This window comes from Pantoea sp. FN0302 (assembly GCF_050113775.1).
Taxonomy (GTDB): Bacteria; Pseudomonadota; Gammaproteobacteria; order Enterobacterales; family Enterobacteriaceae; genus Mixta; species Mixta alhagi.
This window is the reverse complement of the sequence record NZ_JBNJSM010000001.1, coordinates 1,891,675-1,910,966: the sequence shown is the minus strand read 5'-3', so window position 1 is coordinate 1,910,966 and position 19,292 is coordinate 1,891,675. Positions and strand designations below refer to the sequence as shown.

Sequence of the window (19,292 nt, the reverse complement as noted above, 5' to 3'; positions counted from 1 at the left end):
GGTTAGTGATGGTGATGATGGGCGTGCGACGACGCGCCCAGCGTCAGGCCGCAGTCCCCCCCTTCGCAGGCCTGGTATTCCATCTGAACCGTAGCGTGATCGATCTGATAGCGCTGATGCAAATAGTGATGAATACGCTGCAACAGCGCGTCATGATCGTAAGGGGGGATCACGTGAACGTGTAGCGTGACGACAGGCTTTTCGCCTACCTGCCAAAGATGAACATGATGCACATTACGCACTTCCGGAATATTCAGCGTTAAATCACGCTTTAGCTTCTCTGCGTCAATCGCCGCAGGCGCGCCTTCCAGCAATTCATGCAGGCTCTCTTTAAGCAATGCCCAGGCGCTGCGTAGCACCAGCGCGGAGACCACCAGCGACAAAATGGGATCCACAGGCGTCCAGCCGGTAAACATAATAATTAACGCCGCAACAATCGCTCCCAGAGAGCCGAGTAGATCGCCCAGCACGTGCAGCGCCGCCGCCCGCACGTTCAGATTGCTTTCGCTGCTGCCACGATGCAGCAGCCAGAAAGAGAGCAGATTGGCCAACAGGCCGCCAATGGCGATAGCCAGCATCATCCCGCTTGCTACCGGTTGCGGCTGATAAAAGCGCTGCATCGCTTCCCAGACAATCAGTACGGTAATCACAAAGAGCGCGATGGCGTTAACAAAGGCAGCCAGCGTGGTCAGGCGCAGCCAGCCAAAGGTATGGCTGGCGTTCGGCTTACGCTGCGCAAAATGTACCGCCAGCAGAGCCATCAGCAGCGCGGCGGTATCCGTCAGCATATGACCGGCATCGGCCAGCAGTGCCAGCGAGCCGGAGAGCAGCCCGCCTGCCACTTCTGCCAGCATAAACAGGGCGGTAACAATAAAGGCCGCGAGCAGGCGGGAGCGGTTGCCGTCATGTTCCGGGTGTGAATGATGATGCGTCATAGTTTTCCAGTCTGGCTAATAAATCTTTGATTAATAATAACAGTAAACGGCTGGTTTCCCCGCACGCCTGCCGCGCCTGCGCCTGCGCGCCCAGCTGCTGGCAAAGCTGCTTGCCTTCATCAATACCTAACAGCAACCAGCTGCCCTTCATGCGATGAGCATGTTTTTCCAGCTGCGCCCAGTCCTGTCGATCGAGCGCCTGCTGAATAGCCTCGCTGTCTTCCTGAAGCGTCTGACGCAGCGTGGTGATGACCCGTGGTAAGAATGCCGCATCCCGGTTGGCCAACTGCCAGAGTTGTTGCTCCAGCTCATCCTGGATCTGGGTAGCCGGCTGGCTGGTTAACAGGGTTCGCAGCGCCGTGAGGCTGACCGGCTTCAGTATCACTTCGTCCGCCTCGCGCCAGGCTTCCGGGTGCTGTGGCAGCTGAACGTCGGCGCTACAGTAGATAAGCCGGGTGCGTTTTTCCGCACCGCGTTCGCGTCGCCGTAAAATGCGCGCCACCGTTGGGCCATCGGGATGCGGCATATTGTAATCGATAAAAATAATATCGAAGCGGGTACTTTGTGCGGCCCGCAGCAGCGCGCGCCCTTCAGCGAACACCTGAACATGTGCGCCCAGCCAGTTGAGCTGCTGCTGCATAACCAGCAAGTTGGTAGGATGATCGTCAACTACCGCAATCGTTAGATGCTGAAGCTCTGAGGGATTATTGGCGGAAGATGCCGTAATCAATGACGCTTCGGAAGTGAAGGTCAGCGGTAGCGTCACGGTGACCCGGGTGCCCTGGCCGGGCTGCGAGTATAGAATGATATCGCCACCCATTCGGCGCGCTATTTCACGACAAATCGAGAGTCCCAGTCCGCTTCCCTGGACAGAGCGCGCACGCCCTGAAGGTGTCTGATACCAGGGTTCAAACAGTCGCGCCTGCTCATCCGCAGGGATACCGTAGCCGCTATCGGTAACGCATAGCGTAAGCTCACTATCCGTGGCGCTCAGCGTCAGGGTAATGGTGCCCTGAGCGGTAAATTTCAGCGCATTGCTGATCAGGTTTGTGGCAATCTGCTGCAGTCGGCCGCCATCCAGCAACACGCGCCGGGGCAGGGCGCTCAGCGCTTTCACGTTGAAGGCGGGACCGTTGGTACGCATCAGCGGCGACCAGAAGCGGGAAAGATCCTCCAGCCACTGTTGGAGATCCAGCGGGACCGGCTGCAAACTAAAGGTGTTATTTTCGATCCGCGCATGATCCTGGAGATCGTTTAATAACGACATCAGTGAGGTGGCGCTGCTGTGGATTAATCTCAGGCGGCTTGTCTGTGGCTGATGGGCCAGCTCCAGCTCCAGCAGGCCGAGAATCGCCTGCATTGGCGTACGCAGTTCATGGCTGACGCTGGCGATAAACTGGCTTTTCATGCGGTTGGCTTGTTCTGCCGCCTCGCGCTCCTGCTCAAGCCGTAAACGCTGCCGCGCTTCCAGGCGCTGTTGCCGCCAGCGGCGTACCAGCAACGCCAGCAGTAGCAGAATAGCGGCCAGGGCGAGAATCAACAGCGTCAGAATAACGGGGCGCATGGTGCCGCTATCCGCACCGCCGGGCTGATTTTCATTGCTCCATGCGGCTCGCATACGTTGCTGGGTATCGGGTGGAATCTGCTGCAGTCCTTTATCGAGGATGGCACGCAGCAGCGGCTGCTGACTGTTGACGCCCATCGCGATCGGCCAGGCAATATCGCTGGCGGCAAAGGCGAAGCGCACGGCCTCGCCGTAGCGGCTTTGTATCAGCCAGCGTGCCGAGAGCACATTATCTACCACCGCATCCAGCTGTCCGTTGGCCAGCGCATTATACAGTGTGGGGGCATCGTCAAAAGGTTGCACGGTAACGCCTTCAGGGAGCAGCTGTAGTGCTAAATCGCCACGCCGGATACCCACGCGTTTGCCCTGTAAATCCTGCCAGCGGGTAAGGTTGGGCGACAGCGCGCCGACATAAACGCCCCATAGCGCACGCCAGACCGGAAGCGTGCTGCTTTCCATGCCATCGCTGCCGGTCAACGGCTGCACCAGCTCAATCAGCGCCTGGCCTGTGCTGACCCGTTCCCGCGCCTGCTGCGGATTATTAACCCACAGCGGGGTAAAGCGCAGGCCGGTACTTTGTCCGATGGCGTTCAGCAGGTCGACGCTGTAACCGCGCGCTTCGCCGCTGGCGCTGCGGTAGCTCCAGGGATAATTATCCGTTAGCGCACTATAGACCACCTGCGGATGCTGCTTCAGCCAGGCCTTTTCCATTGCGGTAAGATGCAGCGTATTGGTATCCGAGTAGCGCGGTAGCTGCATGCTCCAGCGCCCCTGGATACCATTAATCACTTCGACCGGCAGTTGCCGAATCGCCTGATTCAGCGCGTCGCGCAGCGCGACCTGCGGCGTAACGGCGTACAGGCTCAGTTCACCCGGCTCAAGCGTGGAGGCGATCTGATAAATTTCTCCCTGCTGTAGCTGGCTGAGCAGAAAGCCCGCGCTGGTTTCATCCGCCACAACATAATCGTTTTGCCGATTGAACAGGGTATAGAGCGCCTGTAAATCACTGCTGTAAGTTTCCCAGCGGTGACGATGCGCAAAGTCAGGATCAACTTGCTGCAGCGTGCTGGCGCTAACCGCAATGCGTGCCTCCTGCGAATTAAACATGACCGGGCGATGATTCTGGCGGCTGCGGTAGATGCGTAGCGGGGTACTAAACCAGGGGCGGGTGGCGTAAAGATCGTCGGCGATCGCCTGACGCGGGATGCCAAAGGCGAGATCTTCCTTGCCCTGACGCAGCGCATCCAGCAGCGCAGCGTTAGTCGGATAGCTGTTAATGGCAAAGCGCGCGCCGGTCAGATTACCCAGCGCCACCAGGTAATCGGCGTTGATGCCATATAAATCCTTACCGACAAACATATTCCACGGCGCGCTGCTGGCCTGCAGCACGCCTACGCGCAACGTTTTTCCCTGCCAGGGCCCTGTTTCGCCGCCCGGCATCATCAGCTCCTGCGGCAGCGGCATACTGCTTACCGGTCGCCAGGCGGCGGTGGCCGGAAGGCTCAGCAGCAGCGCCAGCAGCAGCAGGCGAGCTATTGCTGAGCTTTCCATAAGGCGGCGAGATCCAGGACGGAATGGGCTCCGGTTTTCTCCAGAATATTCTTTTTATGCGTACTGACCGTTTTATTGCTGATATGCAGCTGTTGAGCGATCTGCAAATTAGACAAGCCCTGTGCCAGTAAGGAAAGCACCTGCTGTTCTTTGCCGGTCAGTGGCAAAGCGCCTGCAGCGGAAATATCGGCGGCGAAAACCGTCTTCCCGCCCAGCACCGCAAGAATAGCGCTCAGCAATTGCGGCATACTCTGACTTTTTACAATGTAGCCAGCGGCACCGGTAGCCTGCGCCATTTGCATATACAGGCGCTCGGTTTGAGCAGAGTAGATCAGCACCGGCAGATCAGGAAAACGGCGTTTAAGCAGCTTGAGCATCTCCAGCCCATTGCTGTCAGGCAGGCTGATATCCAGGATCACCAAATGGGGCATTTGCTGCTGCAAAGCCTGAAAAGCGGCGGCTTCGTTATCCACTGCCGTCAGGCTCAGGCGAATAGGCGCATTTGCCAGTGCAGCTTCCAGCGCAACCTGCACCAGCGGATGGTCGTCAATAAGTAACAGATGCACCATAGAAATATTTCATTGATCGTTATTTGATTTATTACAGCATCTTAGAATAGCGAAAAAAGCGGTGGAAGCAATGTCTGGCAGAAGAGAAGGCGGTAAACCAGCAAAAATTTATCGTGGGTCAAAATAAAAGAGAGCCGCGGCTCTCTTTTATTTAATCAGCATGACGGCGTCATGTTATTGCGTCGTGCCGTCGGTTTTACGATCAACGTCGCCACCGCCCTGCTGCGTCTGAACTTTTTCATTGATGTTAGGGCATTTGCCGTCTTTACACTGCGCGTTTTTATCCATTTCATCAGCGCTCATGCCGTTGCTGCCAGCGGTTGGCGTGCTGCTGGTATTATTATTAATACCGGAATTGTTAATCTGGCTATTATCAACATTATTCGGCGGCAAATTTTCTTTTGCGCCTGGCGCTACTGCGCCGGCATCCGCTGCCTGGTTTGCTGCACCGTTATTACCGTCTGCGGCCAGTGCGGCACCGCTGCCCAAAGTCATGGCTGCTGTCAGAATTGCAATGGCAAACTTATTCATAATTATGCTCCCGTTAATTATTGATAGTTGCTGACGAAACCTGATAAAACGTTTAAGTCATTTTCTCGTGCAGGCAAAACAATATATCGCCACAGCAACATATGGCGAAAACTTGTGATGAAAATAATAAATTTTTAAGAACTAACGGTTAAAAGTGTAGTAAGGAACCAAAGAAACGCAAATCCCAAATGCCCTTTGTTTAGGGAAACGCGATTTACAGCGCGGCAGTGACGGGATAGATTGGGCAAGGTGTGCCAGCTGCATGACAGGCAAAATATAAAAATGGATAGCTTATGAATTACCAGAATGATGATTTAAGAATCAAAGAGATAAAAGAACTGTTACCTCCGGTTGCGCTACTGGAAAAGTTTCCCTCGACGGAAAAAGCTGCGACGACCGTTGCCGCTTCGCGTCAGGCGATTCACAAAATTCTGAAAAATGAAGATGACCGTTTGCTGGTGGTGATCGGTCCCTGTTCTATTCATGATGTTGAAGCAGCCAAAGAATATGCTGACCGTCTGTCAACGCTGCGTGAAGCGTTAAGCGGCGAGCTGGAAATCGTGATGCGCGTCTATTTTGAAAAGCCGCGTACCACGGTGGGCTGGAAAGGGCTGATCAACGATCCGCTGATGGACGGCAGCTTCCAGATCAATGATGGTTTGCGCATTGCCCGCAAACTGTTGCTGGACATCAATGACGCCGGTCTGCCGACGGCGGGTGAATTCCTGGATATGATCACCCCGCAGTATCTTGCCGACCTGATGAGCTGGGGAGCAATTGGCGCACGTACCACCGAATCACAGGTGCACCGTGAACTGGCTTCAGGCCTTTCCTGCCCGGTAGGCTTTAAGAACGGCACTGACGGCACCATTAAAGTGGCGATTGATGCGATTAACGCGGCCGGATCGCCACACTGTTTCCTGTCGGTGACCAAGTATGGCCATTCTGCGATTGTTGAAACCAGCGGCAACGGTGACTGCCATATTATCCTGCGCGGCGGTAAAGAGCCGAACTACAGTGCGCATCATGTCAGCACAGTAAAAGCGGGTCTGGAAAAAGCGGGTCTGCCGGCTCAGGTTATGATCGATTTCAGCCATGCTAACAGCAGTAAGCAGTTCCAGCGTCAGATGGTAGTGGCTGAGGATGTTGCACAGCAGATCGAAGGCGGAGAGCAGGGCATTATCGGCGTGATGATCGAAAGTCATCTGGTGGAAGGTAATCAAAGCCTGGAAAGCGGCGAGCCGCTGGTTTACGGCAAGAGCATTACCGACGCCTGCATCGGCTGGGAAGATACGGAGAAGGTACTGCATCGGCTGGCCGCTGCGGTAAAAGCGCGCCGGGGCTGAGCGTCGTCTTAGGCGTAGGCAGCAATAAAAAACCCGCCGTCTGGCGGGTTTTTTTGCAAATAACGAATTACTTCGCTTTGCCCTGGTTCGCTACCGCTGCGGCTTTCGCTGCGATTTCGTCAGCGTCGCCCAGATAGTAACGCTTAAGCGGCTTGAAGTTTTCGTCGAACTCATAAACCAGCGGTACGCCAGTTGGGATGTTCAGTTCGAGGATCTCTTCTTCGCTCATGTTATCCAGATATTTCACCAGCGCGCGCAGTGAGTTACCGTGAGCGGCAATGATCACTTTCTCACCGCTTTTCAGGCGCGGCAGAATAGATTCATTCCAGTAAGGGATAACGCGTTCAATGGTCAGCGCCAGGCTTTCCGTGGTAGGCAGCTGTTCAGCGGTCAGTTTCGCATAGCGCGGATCGTGGCCCGGGAAGCGTTCATCTTCGCGATCCAGTTCCGGCGGGGTAACGGCAAAGCCGCGACGCCACTGTTTTACCTGCTCGTCGCCATACTTCTCAGCGGTTTCTGCTTTGTTCAGGCCCTGCAGCGCACCGTAGTGACGCTCATTCAGACGCCAGGATTTTTCAACCGGCAGCCAGGCCTGATCCAGTTCGTCCAGAATGTTCCACAGAGTGTGAATTGCGCGCTTCAGCACGGAGGTGTAAGCGAAATCGAAGGTGAACCCCTCTTTTTTCAGCAGCTGACCTGCTGCTTTTGCTTCTCCGCGGCCTTTATCAGACAGATCCACATCGTACCATCCGGTAAAGCGGTTTTCGTTGTTCCACTGGCTTTCGCCGTGGCGCACCAGAACCAGCTTAGTTACAGCCATAGCTTAACTCCTTAACGCTCGTATGATAATGAAACCATTATATTGCCGTCGCGCGCGGCACGGCAATCGATAGTGCCCTACCATAGCGGAATTCTACGCACGGCGTAAGTACTCAACCTGCGCGATGCCTGTTTTTCAGCCTGATGTTATTCCGCCGTTAACGTATAGCGGGTAACACTGTGATAGGTTTCGCCCGGTTGTAACCAACAGTCAGGCTGGGGCCATTCAGGATGGTTAGGTGAGTCGGGTAAAAACTCACTCTCCAGCGCGATGCCCTGGAAAGCAGTATAGCTCTCCTGGTCACGTGCCGGCGTTCCTGCCAGATAATTGCCGCTGTAAAACTGCAGCGCCGGCGCGCTGGTATGCACCGTCAGCTTAAGTTTGCCGTCTGCCGACCAGAGCTGCGCTGCAGGTTGCGCGGCATCGCGTTCATTCAGCAGAAAGGCATGGTCGTAGCCCTGTACCAGACGCTGATCCTCATCCTGCAAAAAGTCACGGCTAATGGATTTGGGCTGGCGGAAATCAAAGCCGCTGTTCTCTACCGTCTGTAGCGGCGCGCGCGGAATGCCTTCGCTGTCTACCGGCAAATAGCGATCGGCGCTGAGCTGCAACCTGTGCTGACGCGCATCGCCGTGATGCGCGTCCAGATTGAAATAGGCGTGATTGGTCAGATTGACCGGGCAGGAACGATCCACCTGCGCCTCCCAGTTAATCCACAGGCAGTTATTATCATCCAGCCGATATTCCACCTGAGCGATAAGATTGCCGGGATAGCCCTGGTCGCCGTCGGGTGAATCGATACGGTAAATAACGCTGTTTTCGTTCTGGCGAACAATCTGCCAGCGGCGTTTATCGAAACCTTCCGGGCCGCCGTGCAGCTGATGCGCGCCCTGATTTGCCGCTAAAAAAATATCCGCCTTGTTCAGACGCGCACTGGCGATACGGTTGGCGTAGCGGCCTACGGTCGCGCCAAGATAAGCGGTCTGCTTAAGGTAGTCGGCAGGCGTTGCGCAGCCGAGCAGCGCTTCACGAATGCTGCCATCTTTCATGGGGACGCGCGCCGAGAGCCAGGTCGCGCCCCAGTCCATAAAGGTGGCGACCATGCCCTTGCCGTTGCGCAGTACGGTAATGCGCCACGGCTGGCCGTCGGGAGCCAGTGAAGTCGCTTCGTTTAGCATTGTCCCGCGCCCTCCGATGCCTTGCAGACATAAAAGGTCTCTTTAATCCCGGTTTTGGCTTCGTACTGGCTGGCAACGGCGGCTTTTACCGGCTCCACCAGGTCAACCGGAATCAGCGCCACCACGCAGCCGCCAAAGCCGCCGCCGGTCATCCGCACGCCGCCCCGATCGCCGATAACGTCTTTCACTATCTCAACCAGCTGGTCGACAGGCGGTACGGTGATCTCAAAATCATCGCGCATTGAGGCGTGTGATTCCGCCATCAGCTCACCCATGCGTTTCAGGTCGCCTTTGCTTAGCGCCTCGGCAGCTTCCAGCGTGCGGGCGTTCTCGGTTAATACGTGACGCACGCGTTTGGCAACCTGCGGATCCAGCTCATGTTCTACTGCTCTGAACTGATTGATATCCACATCGCGCAGCGCGGGCTGGCTGAAGAAACGTGCGCCGGTTTCGCACTGCTCGCGGCGCGTGTTGTACTCACTGCCTACCAGGCTGCGACGGAAGTTCGAGTTAATAATCACCACCGCCACATCCTGCGGCATCGGCACCGCACGCGTGCCCAATGTGCGGCAGTCAAGCAGCATAGCGTGATCTTTTTTACCCAGCGCGGAGATCAGCTGATCCATGATGCCGCAGTTACAGCCGACGAACTGGTTTTCCGCTTCCTGACCGTTTACCGCGATCTCGGCGCCATCCAGCGGCAGATGGTAAAGCTGCTGGAATACGGTACCCACTGCCACTTCCAGCGACGCAGATGAGCTGAGTCCAGCCCCCTGCGGCACGTTGCCGCTGATCACCAGGTCCGCGCCGTTAAAGTTGCCGCTGCGCTTTTGTAAATGTTTCACCACGCCGCGCACGTAATTCGCCCACATCGGCTCTTTAACGCTCATAATCGGCTCATCCAGCGAGAAGCTGTCCTGCTGATTATCATAATCTACCGCGATAACCCGCACCTGACGATCGTCACGCCTGGCGCAGCTGATCACCGTCTGGTAATCAATAGCGCAGGGCAACACAAAGCCGTCGTTGTAATCGGTATGTTCACCGATCAGGTTGACGCGGCCCGGTGCCTGAATGGTGTGTGTCGGCTGATAGCCAAACTGCTGCTGGAAAATCTGATCGGTAGTGGTTTTTAACGTCATTCTGAGTCTCCCGTCTGGCGGAAATGAATATCACTGACGGAACGCAGGCGCTCCGCTGCCTGTTCTGCGGTTAAGTCGCGCTGGGTTTCTGCCAGCATTTCATACCCAACCATAAACTTACGTACCGTCGCCGAACGCAGCAGCGGCGGATAAAAATGTGCATGCAGCTGCCAGTGCGGGTTCTCTTCGCCATTGAACGGCGCGCCATGCCAGCCCATGGAGTAGGGGAAAGAGCACTGGAACAGGTTATCGTAGCGGCTGGTAAGCTTTTTCAGCGCCAGCGCAAGGTCGCTGCGCTGCGCATCAGTCAGATCCACAAGGCGCTGAACAGCCGTTTTCGGCAGCAGCAGCGTTTCAAACGGCCAGGCCGCCCACCAGGGCACCACCGCCAGCCAGTGTTCAGTTTCCACCACCGTGCGGCTGCCGTCTTTTAGCTCACGCGCCACATAATCCACCAGCATCGGTGAGCCGTGCTGCTGCCAGTAAGCGCGCTGATGCTGATCTTCGCGCTGCACTTCGTTTGGCAGGAAACTGTTTGCCCATACCTGACCGTGCGGATGGGGATTTGAGCAGCCCATCGCCGCGCCTTTATTTTCAAACACCTGTACCCAGGGATAGTCGCGGCCCAGCTCGGCGGTCTGCTGCTGCCAGGTGGCGACTACCTCTTCCAGCGCCGACAGACTTAATTCCGGCAACGTTTTGCTGTGGTCAGGAGAAAAGCAGATCACCCGGCTGGTGCCGCGCGCGCTTTCGCAGCGCATCAACATATCGTCGCTTTGCGGCGCTTCAGGCGTATCAACCATCAGCGCGGCAAAGTCGTTGTTAAACACCCAGGTGCCGGGATAATCGGGATTTTTGTCGCCGGTCACACGGGTATTCCCCGGACAAAGAAAACAGTCAGGGTCGTGTTTCGGCAGTTGCTGCACGGCCGGTGCCTCTTGCGCGCCCTGCCATGGGCGTTTCGCACGATGTGGGGAAACCAGCACCCACTGATCGGTCAGCGGGTTATAACGGCGATGAGGATGATCGACCGGATTGAATTTTTCCATGTTGTGTCCTGATAGCTGACTAAAGCGGAGATCGCAGAATAAAAAATAGCACAGTGTAAAACCTGAAAGCGTGATCCAGTCTGGATAAATGGAATCGTTTACACAAGATGAAAATTCTTATTTGCCAGTGTTAATAGCACCTGATGCTTTGTGGGTTGATTAGACAGGGTGAAATAATGGTAACGGTTACATAATGAATGCCGCTTTGTGATGCGCAGCAAATGCAACAAGAGCAGGGGAAATCAGGAGATAACGATCGGCCTGCGTTTGTGGCTTCATTATGGCCCGGTTTGCCCGGGCCATAACATTAACTCAGCGCGGCAATTTCATAGCGGTAACGATCGTCCTGCGGCACAAAGCTCAAACGGTGGGTAATACATTGCGGCGCATCTTCAGCATGATGTGAAACAAACAGCAATTGCGTCTCGCCTTCGGTAATCAATATATCTACAAAGCGGCGTACCAGCTGTCGATTGATGGGATCCAGCCCCTGTAGCGGCTCGTCCAGAATCAGCAGCGCAGGGTGTTTCACCAGCGACCGCGCAATCAGCACCAGCCGCTGCTGCCCCCACGACAAACTGTGGAAAGGCGTATCGCCCTGCGTCGCCATTCCCAGCAGCGCCAGCCAGTTATCAGCCAGCTTGCGTTGGCGGTCGGAAACCGCCTGATACAGGCCGATAGAGTCGAAATAACCGGAAAGGATCACGTTGCGCACGCTGATGGCGACGCGGTAATCCAGATGCAGGCTGCTGCTGACATAGCCAATATGCTGTTTGATATCCCAGATGGTTTCGCCGCTGCCGCGCCGACGACCAAACAGGGTTAAATCGTTGCTGTAACCCTGCGGATGATCGCCGGTTACCAGGCTCAGCAAGGTCGATTTCCCTGCGCCGTTAGGCCCGACGATTTGCCAGTGCTCGCCTGGCTTAACCTCCCAGGTCAACCCGTGTAAAACCGGTTTATCGTTATAGCTGACCACGCCGTTTTTCAGCACGATGCGCGGTACGTCAGGCGCCAGCCGCGGTTGCTGAGCAGGATTATCTGCTTCCGGCACCGCCATGCCCGCCAGCTGTTCGCTGTGCGCCAGCTGCGCCACCAGCGCTTCTGCCAGCACCGTTTCGCGTGCGCCGACATAGGTGAGACTACACTCCGCCAGCACGCCGGTACGCTCGACAAAAGCGGGGATATCGTCAAAGCGATTTAACACCAGCACCAGGGTATATCCTTGCTGATGCAGCTGCTCAAGCAGCGCCGCCAGGCTGGCGCGCGAAGCCACATCCAGCCCATCAAAAGGTTCGTCCAGTACCAGCAGATCCGGCTGAGCCATAAGCGCCTGACAAAGCAGGGTTTTGCGCGTTTCACCGGTGGAAAGATATTTAAAGCGGCGTTCCAGCAGGTATTCAATGCCGAACAGCTGCGCCAGCTGGCGGCAGCGCGTTTCATCTTTTACCTCCTCCTGAATCATTTCCGCCGCCGTGCGCCCGGTATCCTCTTCGCCTTCGCTCAGGAGATCGGTATTGTTACGCTGCCACTCCTCCTCAACCAGCTTTTGCAGTTTTTCCAGCGACAGGCGCGTCGGGCGGATAAAGTCGCTGGAAAAGCGGCCCTGCAGCGGCGGCAGCTCACCTGTCAACGCGCGCGCCAGAGAAGATTTACCGCTGCCGTTAGCGCCAACAAAAGCCCAGCTTTCTCCGCCGCGCAGCGTTAAATCATTAAGGGTCAGGATCCGGGTATCGCTAAGACGAAACGTGCCTTGCGAAATTTGCAATGTAGCCATTTTTCATTCCGTTTTTTGCAGCGTAAAAAGGATTTTTAATGGCTGGCTGAAAGCTTGTCAAACAACCGTGACCAATTCAGAGCAGCGTCGCGATAATCACCCGATCGGCATTGAAATGTGCCAGCACCGTCGCCTCTGGCTGTAGATTTTGCTGCGCAACCTGCTGATTGCTTAACGTGGCGCACAGGGTTTCGCCGCTGGTCAGGCGCATCAATACTTCGCTTTGCTGCTCACCATGCTCAATCGCGCTGATGGTACAGGGAAGTTGGTTATCCGCCCCGGAAGGCGTATGGCTTACCTCGATCCAGGGCGCTTTGATCAACAGTAACACCTCCTTGCCCGCGCTCAGCTGCAAGCGATCTGCACTCTGCCGGGTCAGGGCAGCTTTCAGTCGCGTCTGTTGATCGGCTAACAACACCTCAACGTGCTGCTGCACCGACTGCGCATCGCGATTCACCAGGGTGCCAAACAGCTGATTGCGCGCGCTGGTTTGCAGCGAGAAACGGGCGATGGCTGCCAGCAGGCTATCCAGCGGCAATTGGTCATCCTGCAACACATCAAACGCTTTTTGCTGAATCTGCTCCAGCAGACGGAACAGCTCAATTAAACGTTCGCCATAGCGCGTAAGCTGCGCGCCGCCGCCGCCTTTGCCGCCCGTTGCGCGCTCTACCAGCGTGCGCTCCGCCAGCTGATTCATCTCATTGATCGCATCCCATGCGCTTTTGTAACTGATGCCAGCCAGCTTTGCGCCCTGGCTAATTGAACCGGTGTGTTTGATTTGCTGCAATAACGCAATCCGGCGCGGATCGGCAAACAGCTTCTGCTGTAGTCGAATAATCAGAGAAATATCAGCCTGCATGCTAAATCCCAAAAAGTGGTAATCATCGGATTGTAAAAGAGGCGGCAGGGAGTGTCACGGCGTTAAGCATTGCCGCTTAAGGAAAGGTAAAGCGCACAAAATAGCAGTGCGTTTTCTGCCACGCTGGTTAAAATGGTTTTTTTACCGTAATAAACGAGGCAACTATGCTGGAGTTATTAAAAAGCCTTGCTGTCGCCGTGATCATGGTGCCGATCGTAATGGCGGTCATTCTTGGCCTGATTTATGGCCTGGGCGAAGTTTTCAACGTCATTTCTAAATTCGGTCATCGTAATGACCAGCCGGCAAAGCATCGCCAGTAATCCCACCGCGCGATTCTCTTCTTTTAGCAGGGCGGACATGATGTCGGCCCTGCTGTTTATCTACCTATTCGCCGCTATTTGATCAAACGTATGACATACCTTCCTGTCTCGTTATATTATGCGCTATATAACGTAACCAGGAGAAATGCTATGTCTGCTGTTAAATGGAGCCGCTGGCTGGGTGCTGCCGCCATCAGTTTGAGCGTATCGGGGCACGCCGTTGCCGCGCAAAATGTAACGGTGTTTGCCGCCGCGTCGCTGACCAATGCGCTACAGGATATTGTCAGCCAGTATGAAAAAAACAAACATGAGATTAAAATCGTTACCTCTTACGCCTCCTCGTCGACGCTGGCGCGTCAGATAGAGCAGGGCGCGCCGGCCGATCTGTTTATTTCCGCCGATCAGCAGTGGATGAATTACGCGGCGCAAAAAAACAGTATCGAGGGCGATTCGCGCTATACGCTGCTGGGCAACGATTTGGTGCTTATCGCGCCTGCCGATGCACAGGCGAAAGCGGTTACCATTGATAAAAATACCCACTGGAAAAGTCTGCTAAAGGGGCAGCGTATTGCTACCGGCGATCCGGATCATGTTCCGGCCGGTATTTATGCGAAAGAGGCCTTACAAAATTTAGGCGCCTGGGATACGCTGTCGCCGGTTATGGCGCGCGCCAATAATGTACGCGCCGCGCTGGCGCTGGTGGAACGTAACGAAACCCCCTACGGAATTGTTTACGGCTCTGATGCAGTCGCCAGCCATAACGTGACGGTGGTCGGGCATTTCCCGGCAAACAGCCATAAACCGGTGGAATATCCGATGGCCATTGTCAAAGATCACCGCCATCCTGCCGTCAGCGCATTTTATGACTACTTAAAAGGGCCTGAGGCGGCAGCAATATTTAAAAAATATGGATTTACGCCACGCTAATGATATTGAGTGATGTTGAATGGCAGGCTGTCGAGCTCAGCCTGAAAGTTTCTGCTATTGCTGTGTTATTCAGTTTGCCTTTTGGCATCTTGCTCGCCTGGGTGCTGGCGCGCCGTGAGTTTCGTGGCAAAGCCCTGCTGGATAGTTTGATCCATCTGCCGCTGGTGCTGCCGCCGGTGGTGGTGGGTTATCTGCTGCTGCTGTCGCTTGGGCGGCGCGGCTGGCTGGGCGCATGGCTCTATGACTGGTTTGGCATCAGCTTCGCGTTTAGCTGGCGCGGTGCAGCGTTGGCTGCCGCCGTGGTGGCGCTGCCGCTGATGGTGCGCGCTATTCGCCTGGCGCTGGAGGCGGTCGATCCGAAACTGGAGCAGGCGGCGCGTACTCTCGGGGCCGGACGCTTGCGCGTGTTTTTTACGGTTACTCTGCCGCTTACGCTGCCGGGCCTGATCGCCGGTACCGTGCTCGCCTTTGCCCGCTCGCTCGGCGAGTTTGGCGCCACCATTACTTTTGTATCCAATATTCCTGGCGAAACCCGCACTATTCCACTGGCGATGTTTACGCTGCTGGAAACGCCGGGAGCCGAAACGAATGCCGCCAGACTCTGCCTGATCGCTATTGCGCTGGCGCTGATTTCATTGCTGCTGTCGGAATGGCTGGCTCGCTGGGGCCGTAAGCGTCTGGGGGGCTGATGCTGGAACTTAACTTCACGTTGCAACAGGGCGACAGCTCGCTGCAGATCGATACGCAGCTGCCCGCCAGCGGTATCACCGCCATTTTTGGCGTCTCGGGCGCGGGCAAAACCTCATTGATCAATGCCATTGCCGGGCTGGCTGCGCCGCAGCAGGGCTATATCCGCCTGAACGGGCGCACGCTGAGCGATGCGGAACAGGCTGTCTGGCTACCGCCGGAGAAACGGCGCGTCGGCTATGTGTTTCAGGAGGCGCGCCTGTTTCCGCATTACCGGGTGCGCGGCAATCTGCGCTACGGTATGGCCAAAAGCCGCCAGGGGCAGTTTGATGCGCTGGTCAGTTTGTTGGGTATTGGCGACCTGCTGGATCGCTTTCCCTGGTCGCTCTCCGGCGGTGAAAAGCAACGCGTGGCGATTGGACGCGCGCTGTTAACCGCGCCCGATATCCTGCTAATGGATGAGCCGTTGGCGGCGCTGGATCTGCTACGTAAGCGCGAGCTGCTGCCCTATTTGCAGAAGCTGGCAAAGCAGGTAGATATTCCCTTGCTTTACGTGTCGCACAGTCTGGATGAGATCTTACAGCTGGCGGATCGGGTGCTGGTACTTGATAACGGTCAGGTTAAAGCGACCGGGACGCTGGAAGAGGTATGGAACGGCAGCGCGCTACGTCCGTGGCTGCCGCGTAGCGAACAGAGCAGCGTACTGCGCGTGCAGGTACTGGAGCAGCATCCCGATTATGCCATGACCGCACTGTCGCTTGGCGACCAGCATATCTGGGTCAGCCGGGTAGACGCGCCGCTGAAAACGCCGCTGCGTATTCGCGTTCAGTCATCGGACGTGTCGTTAATTCTGCAACCGCCGCTTAACAGCACCATTCGTAATGTGTTGCCCGCGCAGGTCAGCGAGCTGATTGAAGTCTCCAATCAGCAGATTGAAGTCAAGCTGCGTATCGGTTCCAGCGAGCTGTGGGCGCGCATCACGCCGTGGGCGCGCGATGAGCTGGCGATCAAACCGGGAATGTGGCTGTACGCCCAGATCAAAAGCGTTTCTATCACGCCCTGAAAGCGGCGGAGCCGTCCCTGGCTCCGCGGTTTTTTCTCTGCCTGTCAGGTAAGGCAGCAACGGCGGGTCCGTTGATGTATGGCACTTAAGGCTTTACAGCACTTCGCGCCGAATGGTTTCTGCAATCCCTGGTTCCAGGTTAGTGCCAATAACCCGCGCGGCGCGCGCTTTAATCGCCTCATCGGCGTTGCCCATCGCGACGCCCAGCCCCACCGTTTCCAGCATGCTGAGATCGTTATAATTATCGCCGAACGCCAGCACATCTTTCATTTCCAGTCCCTGCGAAGCGACCCATTGCGCCAGCCGTTTGCCTTTTGAAGTGGTTTACTGAATTTGGCCACCTGAACAGAGGTGATATGTTTACCTCAGAACAACACAGGTGCACCAATGAAAAGAAGAAATTTTAGTCGTGAATTCAAACGTGAATCCGACGAAGCCAGGTGCTGGATCTGTATAACATCAGCCATGGTCGGAGCAAGGAACATCTCCACAATGGCGACTCAGAGAAGCTATCGGATGGGGCGCTGGCTTGCTGGCAGACTTATGAAAGAGCTGGAGCTGGTCAGTTGCCAGCAGCCGACTCATCAATATAAACGTGGCGGCCATGAACACGTCGCTATCCCGAATCACCTTGAGCAGCCGTTCGCAGTGACAGTGCCAAATCAGGTGCGGCGACGTGACGTATAGTTAGACAGGTAAGCGCTGGAAATGGCATGGGAAGCGCGCGGCAAGCCAGGTGGAGTGATGTTCCACAGTGATCAGGGCAGTCATTATACAAGCAGGCAGTTCCGGCAGTTACTGTGGCAGTGCCCGATCAAATAGAGTATGAGTCGACGTGGAAACTGCCGGGATAACAGCCCGATGGAGCGAGGAGCCTGAAGAATGAGTGGGTGCCGGTGACAGGTTACATAAGCTTCAGTGATGCTGCCCATGCAATAACAGACTATATCGTTGGAGATTACAGCGCGCTCAGACCGCACGAATATAACGGTGGGTTACCACCAAACCAATCGGAAAATCGATACTGGAAAAACTCTAAAGATGTGGCCAGTTTTTGTTGACCACTTCAAGTAGACAATTGCGTATAACTCCCATAATTGTTAGTTAGAACAACGAGATTGTGTGTTGTATAATTGTTCGTCATGGTTAGAGGGAGTGAGTAAATGGACACTACTGAAACACTGAATGGTACGTACTTCTACGGCGGGTTATCAAACCTGACACCACAACAACTATGGTGGGCTATAACCATCGCCGTTGTGAGCAATCATCTGGGGATCTCGGCGGTTGATGCTGCACTGGTGATCTCAGGACAGCCAATCATAGGTACGAGAGCCAAGCCAGGAACGGCAACGCCGGGTACATCTATTGCTTCTAAGTACATCAGTCATTGGCTGAATTATAAACTGCCACGTGGGATCAGATTACCAACGTTGACAGGTAAAACTATCAATAGCTTAAGATTAAGTTCAACCAATAATTTAGGTCGGTTCGTTGGTCGTAATGTTCCCTGGCTCGGTTGGGTTATGACATTTACTACGATTTATGACATTCAGAGAGATGTTAAGGATACATATAATCGTGTAGCGGCTCCTAAAGATCGCATTCAGTGGACATACTTCTAATGAGAGATATTGAGAAAGAAATTATCGATTTTATCGATCAGGAATATAACACAAAAAAGTACTTTCTCTTTGGGCCAAAGCGAACCATTACGCTTGATACAAGTATTAGAGACGATCTAAAACTCGTATTTGAAGATAGTGAAGAGTTACTACATGAATACTTTAAGCGTTGGAATGTAGATTCAGGAAAATTTGAAATACTTAACTATCTGAATCCAGAATATCTTGGAAGTAAAGAGCCAGATCCGTATAAGCCTCTAACAGTTGGTATGCTCGTTGAAAGTGCTAAAGCTGGACGTTGGTTATATAGTTGAATGATATATTACAGTTCATTTTAAATGCCCAATGTATGGGCATTTTTTGTTTTAAGATTAACAATGTGATTTAATCCGTGTTTTTATAGTCATTAATAAATACACAGAAAGGTTAGCCGTACTAACTGTTCATCAATGTAAGTTCGCATTCCATTTTCTGGTATAAATTGTATCATTTCATACGTTCCTGTTTCAGTTGCACGCTGTTGATTGTTGTTCTGAAAAATACTTATTAACTATTTCTGCTATTCCTGGCTCAACATTAGTACCTATAACAAGATCAGCGCTATCTTTAACCTTATCAGAAGCGTTACCCATTGCTACACCAAGACCAGCATTCTTTAGCATACTAATATCGTTGTAGTTATCACCAAAAGCGATAACCTGGCTCATAGATAAACCCTGAGATTCAACCCATTGTGCTAAGCGTTTACCTTTACTGTTTCCGCTTTGGGCTATATCTACCTGATCATGCCAAGACCACTCACAAGCAAGGCCAAGCTCGCTTTCAACCACATCAGTAAAGTTTTGCAACTTCACTATATCAGTATCAGTAAGAGCAAATTTCCAGATTGCCGATACGTCATCTGCGGCTTCTCGTATTGAGTTTACTTTTTTAAACACAGGACGCTGCGATGCTGGTAGGGCTCTTGCCCAATTTTCAGTACGGATGATGTGCCCGGTTGCTTCTTGATAAATCATGGCGTCATCGGCGTACATCAATCCATGAACATCGTAACTATCAAGCAGATCAATCAACTTAATAGCTTGTTCAGCTTGCAGGGGATCAGACTCAAGCACCTTCTTTTCTTGGTAATTGTACAATAATGCACCATTACAGCATATCGCAGGGGTATCTAATGCAAGTGATTGATAAAATGGGTGAATTGCAACAAAATGTCTTCCGGTAACAATGATGACTTTTGCACCAGACTTACGGGCATTCTCTAAGGCAGTGAGTGATTCAGAGAGGATTTTTTTTTCTGGGGTCAATAAAGTGCCGTCCAGATCGAGAGCTATTACCTGATAATCCAT

General features: G+C 54.2%; 18 protein-coding genes and 2 pseudogenes. 8 read left to right on the top strand and 12 right to left on the bottom strand.

The window, feature by feature from the left end:
- Positions 1-2: 2 nt before the first annotated feature.
- The 4 genes from zitB to ACQE32_RS08905 all read right to left on the bottom strand — a co-directional run bounded on the left by zitB (position 3) and on the right by ACQE32_RS08905 (position 5,150).
- Entirely contained in the window at positions 3-935 is a 933-nt protein-coding gene (gene zitB / locus ACQE32_RS08920) for a CDF family zinc transporter ZitB (protein WP_427021648.1), read from the bottom strand.
- The gene (locus tag ACQE32_RS08915; protein ID WP_427021647.1) at positions 904-4,050 is read right to left on the bottom strand and encodes an ATP-binding protein; all 3,147 of its coding nucleotides are present in this window, start codon (positions 4,048-4,050) and stop codon (positions 904-906) included. Before ACQE32_RS08915 ends, zitB begins: the two co-directional genes overlap by 32 nt.
- A complete protein-coding gene (locus tag ACQE32_RS08910) occupies positions 4,032-4,619 on the bottom strand; it encodes a response regulator (RefSeq protein WP_427021646.1) in 588 nt (195 codons plus the stop codon). The genes ACQE32_RS08915 and ACQE32_RS08910 overlap by 19 nt, the downstream gene beginning before the upstream one ends.
- Before the next feature lie 174 nt (positions 4,620-4,793).
- Positions 4,794-5,150 (bottom strand): YbgS-like family protein, encoded by a 357-nt coding sequence (locus ACQE32_RS08905; protein WP_426974124.1) that lies wholly within the window; start codon positions 5,148-5,150, stop codon positions 4,794-4,796.
- 293 nt (positions 5,151-5,443) lie between these two features.
- On the opposite strand from ACQE32_RS08905, the gene aroG reads away from it, so the two are divergent.
- Positions 5,444-6,496, top strand: coding sequence for a 3-deoxy-7-phosphoheptulonate synthase AroG (gene aroG / locus ACQE32_RS08900; protein ID WP_427021645.1), 1,053 nt, complete (start codon positions 5,444-5,446; stop codon positions 6,494-6,496).
- 67 nt (positions 6,497-6,563) lie between these two features.
- On the opposite strand, the gene gpmA is transcribed toward aroG, so the two are convergent.
- The 6 genes from gpmA to modE all read right to left on the bottom strand — a co-directional run bounded on the left by gpmA (position 6,564) and on the right by modE (position 13,321).
- Complete coding sequence (gpmA, locus tag ACQE32_RS08895) at positions 6,564-7,316, bottom strand: 2,3-diphosphoglycerate-dependent phosphoglycerate mutase (RefSeq protein WP_085067561.1); 753 nt, start codon at positions 7,314-7,316, stop codon at positions 6,564-6,566.
- A gap of 146 nt (positions 7,317-7,462) precedes the next feature.
- Complete coding sequence (gene galM, locus ACQE32_RS08890) at positions 7,463-8,494, bottom strand: galactose-1-epimerase (RefSeq protein WP_426974126.1); 1,032 nt, start codon at positions 8,492-8,494, stop codon at positions 7,463-7,465.
- Positions 8,488-9,636 (bottom strand): galactokinase, encoded by a 1,149-nt coding sequence (gene galK, locus ACQE32_RS08885; protein WP_426974127.1) that lies wholly within the window; start codon positions 9,634-9,636, stop codon positions 8,488-8,490. Before galK ends, galM begins: the two co-directional genes overlap by 7 nt.
- Positions 9,633-10,685, bottom strand: coding sequence for a galactose-1-phosphate uridylyltransferase (gene galT / locus ACQE32_RS08880; RefSeq protein ID WP_426974128.1), 1,053 nt, complete (start codon positions 10,683-10,685; stop codon positions 9,633-9,635). Before galT ends, galK begins: the two co-directional genes overlap by 4 nt.
- Before the next feature lie 307 nt (positions 10,686-10,992).
- Entirely contained in the window at positions 10,993-12,462 is a 1,470-nt protein-coding gene (gene modF, locus ACQE32_RS08875) for a molybdate ABC transporter ATP-binding protein ModF (protein ID WP_427021644.1), read from the bottom strand.
- A 76-nt stretch (positions 12,463-12,538) separates the two neighbouring features.
- Positions 12,539-13,321 (bottom strand): molybdenum-dependent transcriptional regulator, encoded by a 783-nt coding sequence (gene modE, locus ACQE32_RS08870; RefSeq protein ID WP_426974130.1) that lies wholly within the window; start codon positions 13,319-13,321, stop codon positions 12,539-12,541.
- 164 nt (positions 13,322-13,485) lie between these two features.
- Here modE and ACQE32_RS08865 point away from each other — a divergent pair, with 164 nt between their 5' ends.
- The 4 genes from ACQE32_RS08865 to modC all read left to right on the top strand — a co-directional run bounded on the left by ACQE32_RS08865 (position 13,486) and on the right by modC (position 16,318).
- Complete coding sequence (locus tag ACQE32_RS08865; protein ID WP_426974131.1) at positions 13,486-13,641, top strand: AcrZ family multidrug efflux pump-associated protein; 156 nt, start codon at positions 13,486-13,488, stop codon at positions 13,639-13,641.
- A 150-nt stretch (positions 13,642-13,791) separates the two neighbouring features.
- Positions 13,792-14,568 carry a molybdate ABC transporter substrate-binding protein gene (gene modA / locus ACQE32_RS08860; RefSeq protein ID WP_426974132.1) on the top strand — a complete coding sequence of 259 codons (777 nt, stop codon included), beginning with the start codon at positions 13,792-13,794 and terminating at the stop codon, positions 14,566-14,568.
- On the top strand, positions 14,568-15,257 hold the full coding sequence (gene modB, locus ACQE32_RS08855) for a molybdate ABC transporter permease subunit (RefSeq protein ID WP_426974133.1): 690 nt from the start codon (positions 14,568-14,570) through the stop codon (positions 15,255-15,257). Before modA ends, modB begins: the two co-directional genes overlap by 1 nt.
- A complete protein-coding gene (gene modC, locus ACQE32_RS08850; RefSeq protein ID WP_426974134.1) occupies positions 15,257-16,318 on the top strand; it encodes a molybdenum ABC transporter ATP-binding protein ModC in 1,062 nt (353 codons plus the stop codon). Before modB ends, modC begins: the two co-directional genes overlap by 1 nt.
- A gap of 93 nt (positions 16,319-16,411) precedes the next feature.
- On the opposite strand, the pseudogene ACQE32_RS08845 reads toward modC, so the two are convergent.
- A pseudogene (locus ACQE32_RS08845) lies at positions 16,412-16,636 on the bottom strand (HAD hydrolase family protein); the annotation flags it as partial.
- A 113-nt stretch (positions 16,637-16,749) separates the two neighbouring features.
- Here ACQE32_RS08845 and ACQE32_RS08840 point away from each other — a divergent pair.
- From ACQE32_RS08840 to ACQE32_RS08830, 3 genes and pseudogenes are all read left to right on the top strand, one after another.
- A pseudogene (locus tag ACQE32_RS08840) lies at positions 16,750-17,379 on the top strand (DDE-type integrase/transposase/recombinase); the annotation flags it as partial.
- Positions 17,380-17,481: 102 nt separating this feature from the next.
- Positions 17,482-17,943 carry an STM2901 family protein gene (locus ACQE32_RS08835; RefSeq protein ID WP_426974135.1) on the top strand — a complete coding sequence of 154 codons (462 nt, stop codon included), beginning with the start codon at positions 17,482-17,484 and terminating at the stop codon, positions 17,941-17,943.
- Complete coding sequence (locus ACQE32_RS08830; RefSeq protein ID WP_426974136.1) at positions 17,928-18,257, top strand: DUF1493 family protein; 330 nt, start codon at positions 17,928-17,930, stop codon at positions 18,255-18,257. Before ACQE32_RS08835 ends, ACQE32_RS08830 begins: the two co-directional genes overlap by 16 nt.
- A gap of 192 nt (positions 18,258-18,449) precedes the next feature.
- On the opposite strand, the gene ACQE32_RS08825 is transcribed toward ACQE32_RS08830, so the two are convergent.
- On the bottom strand, positions 18,450-19,292 hold the full coding sequence (locus ACQE32_RS08825) for a pyridoxal phosphatase (protein WP_426981029.1): 843 nt from the start codon (positions 19,290-19,292) through the stop codon (positions 18,450-18,452).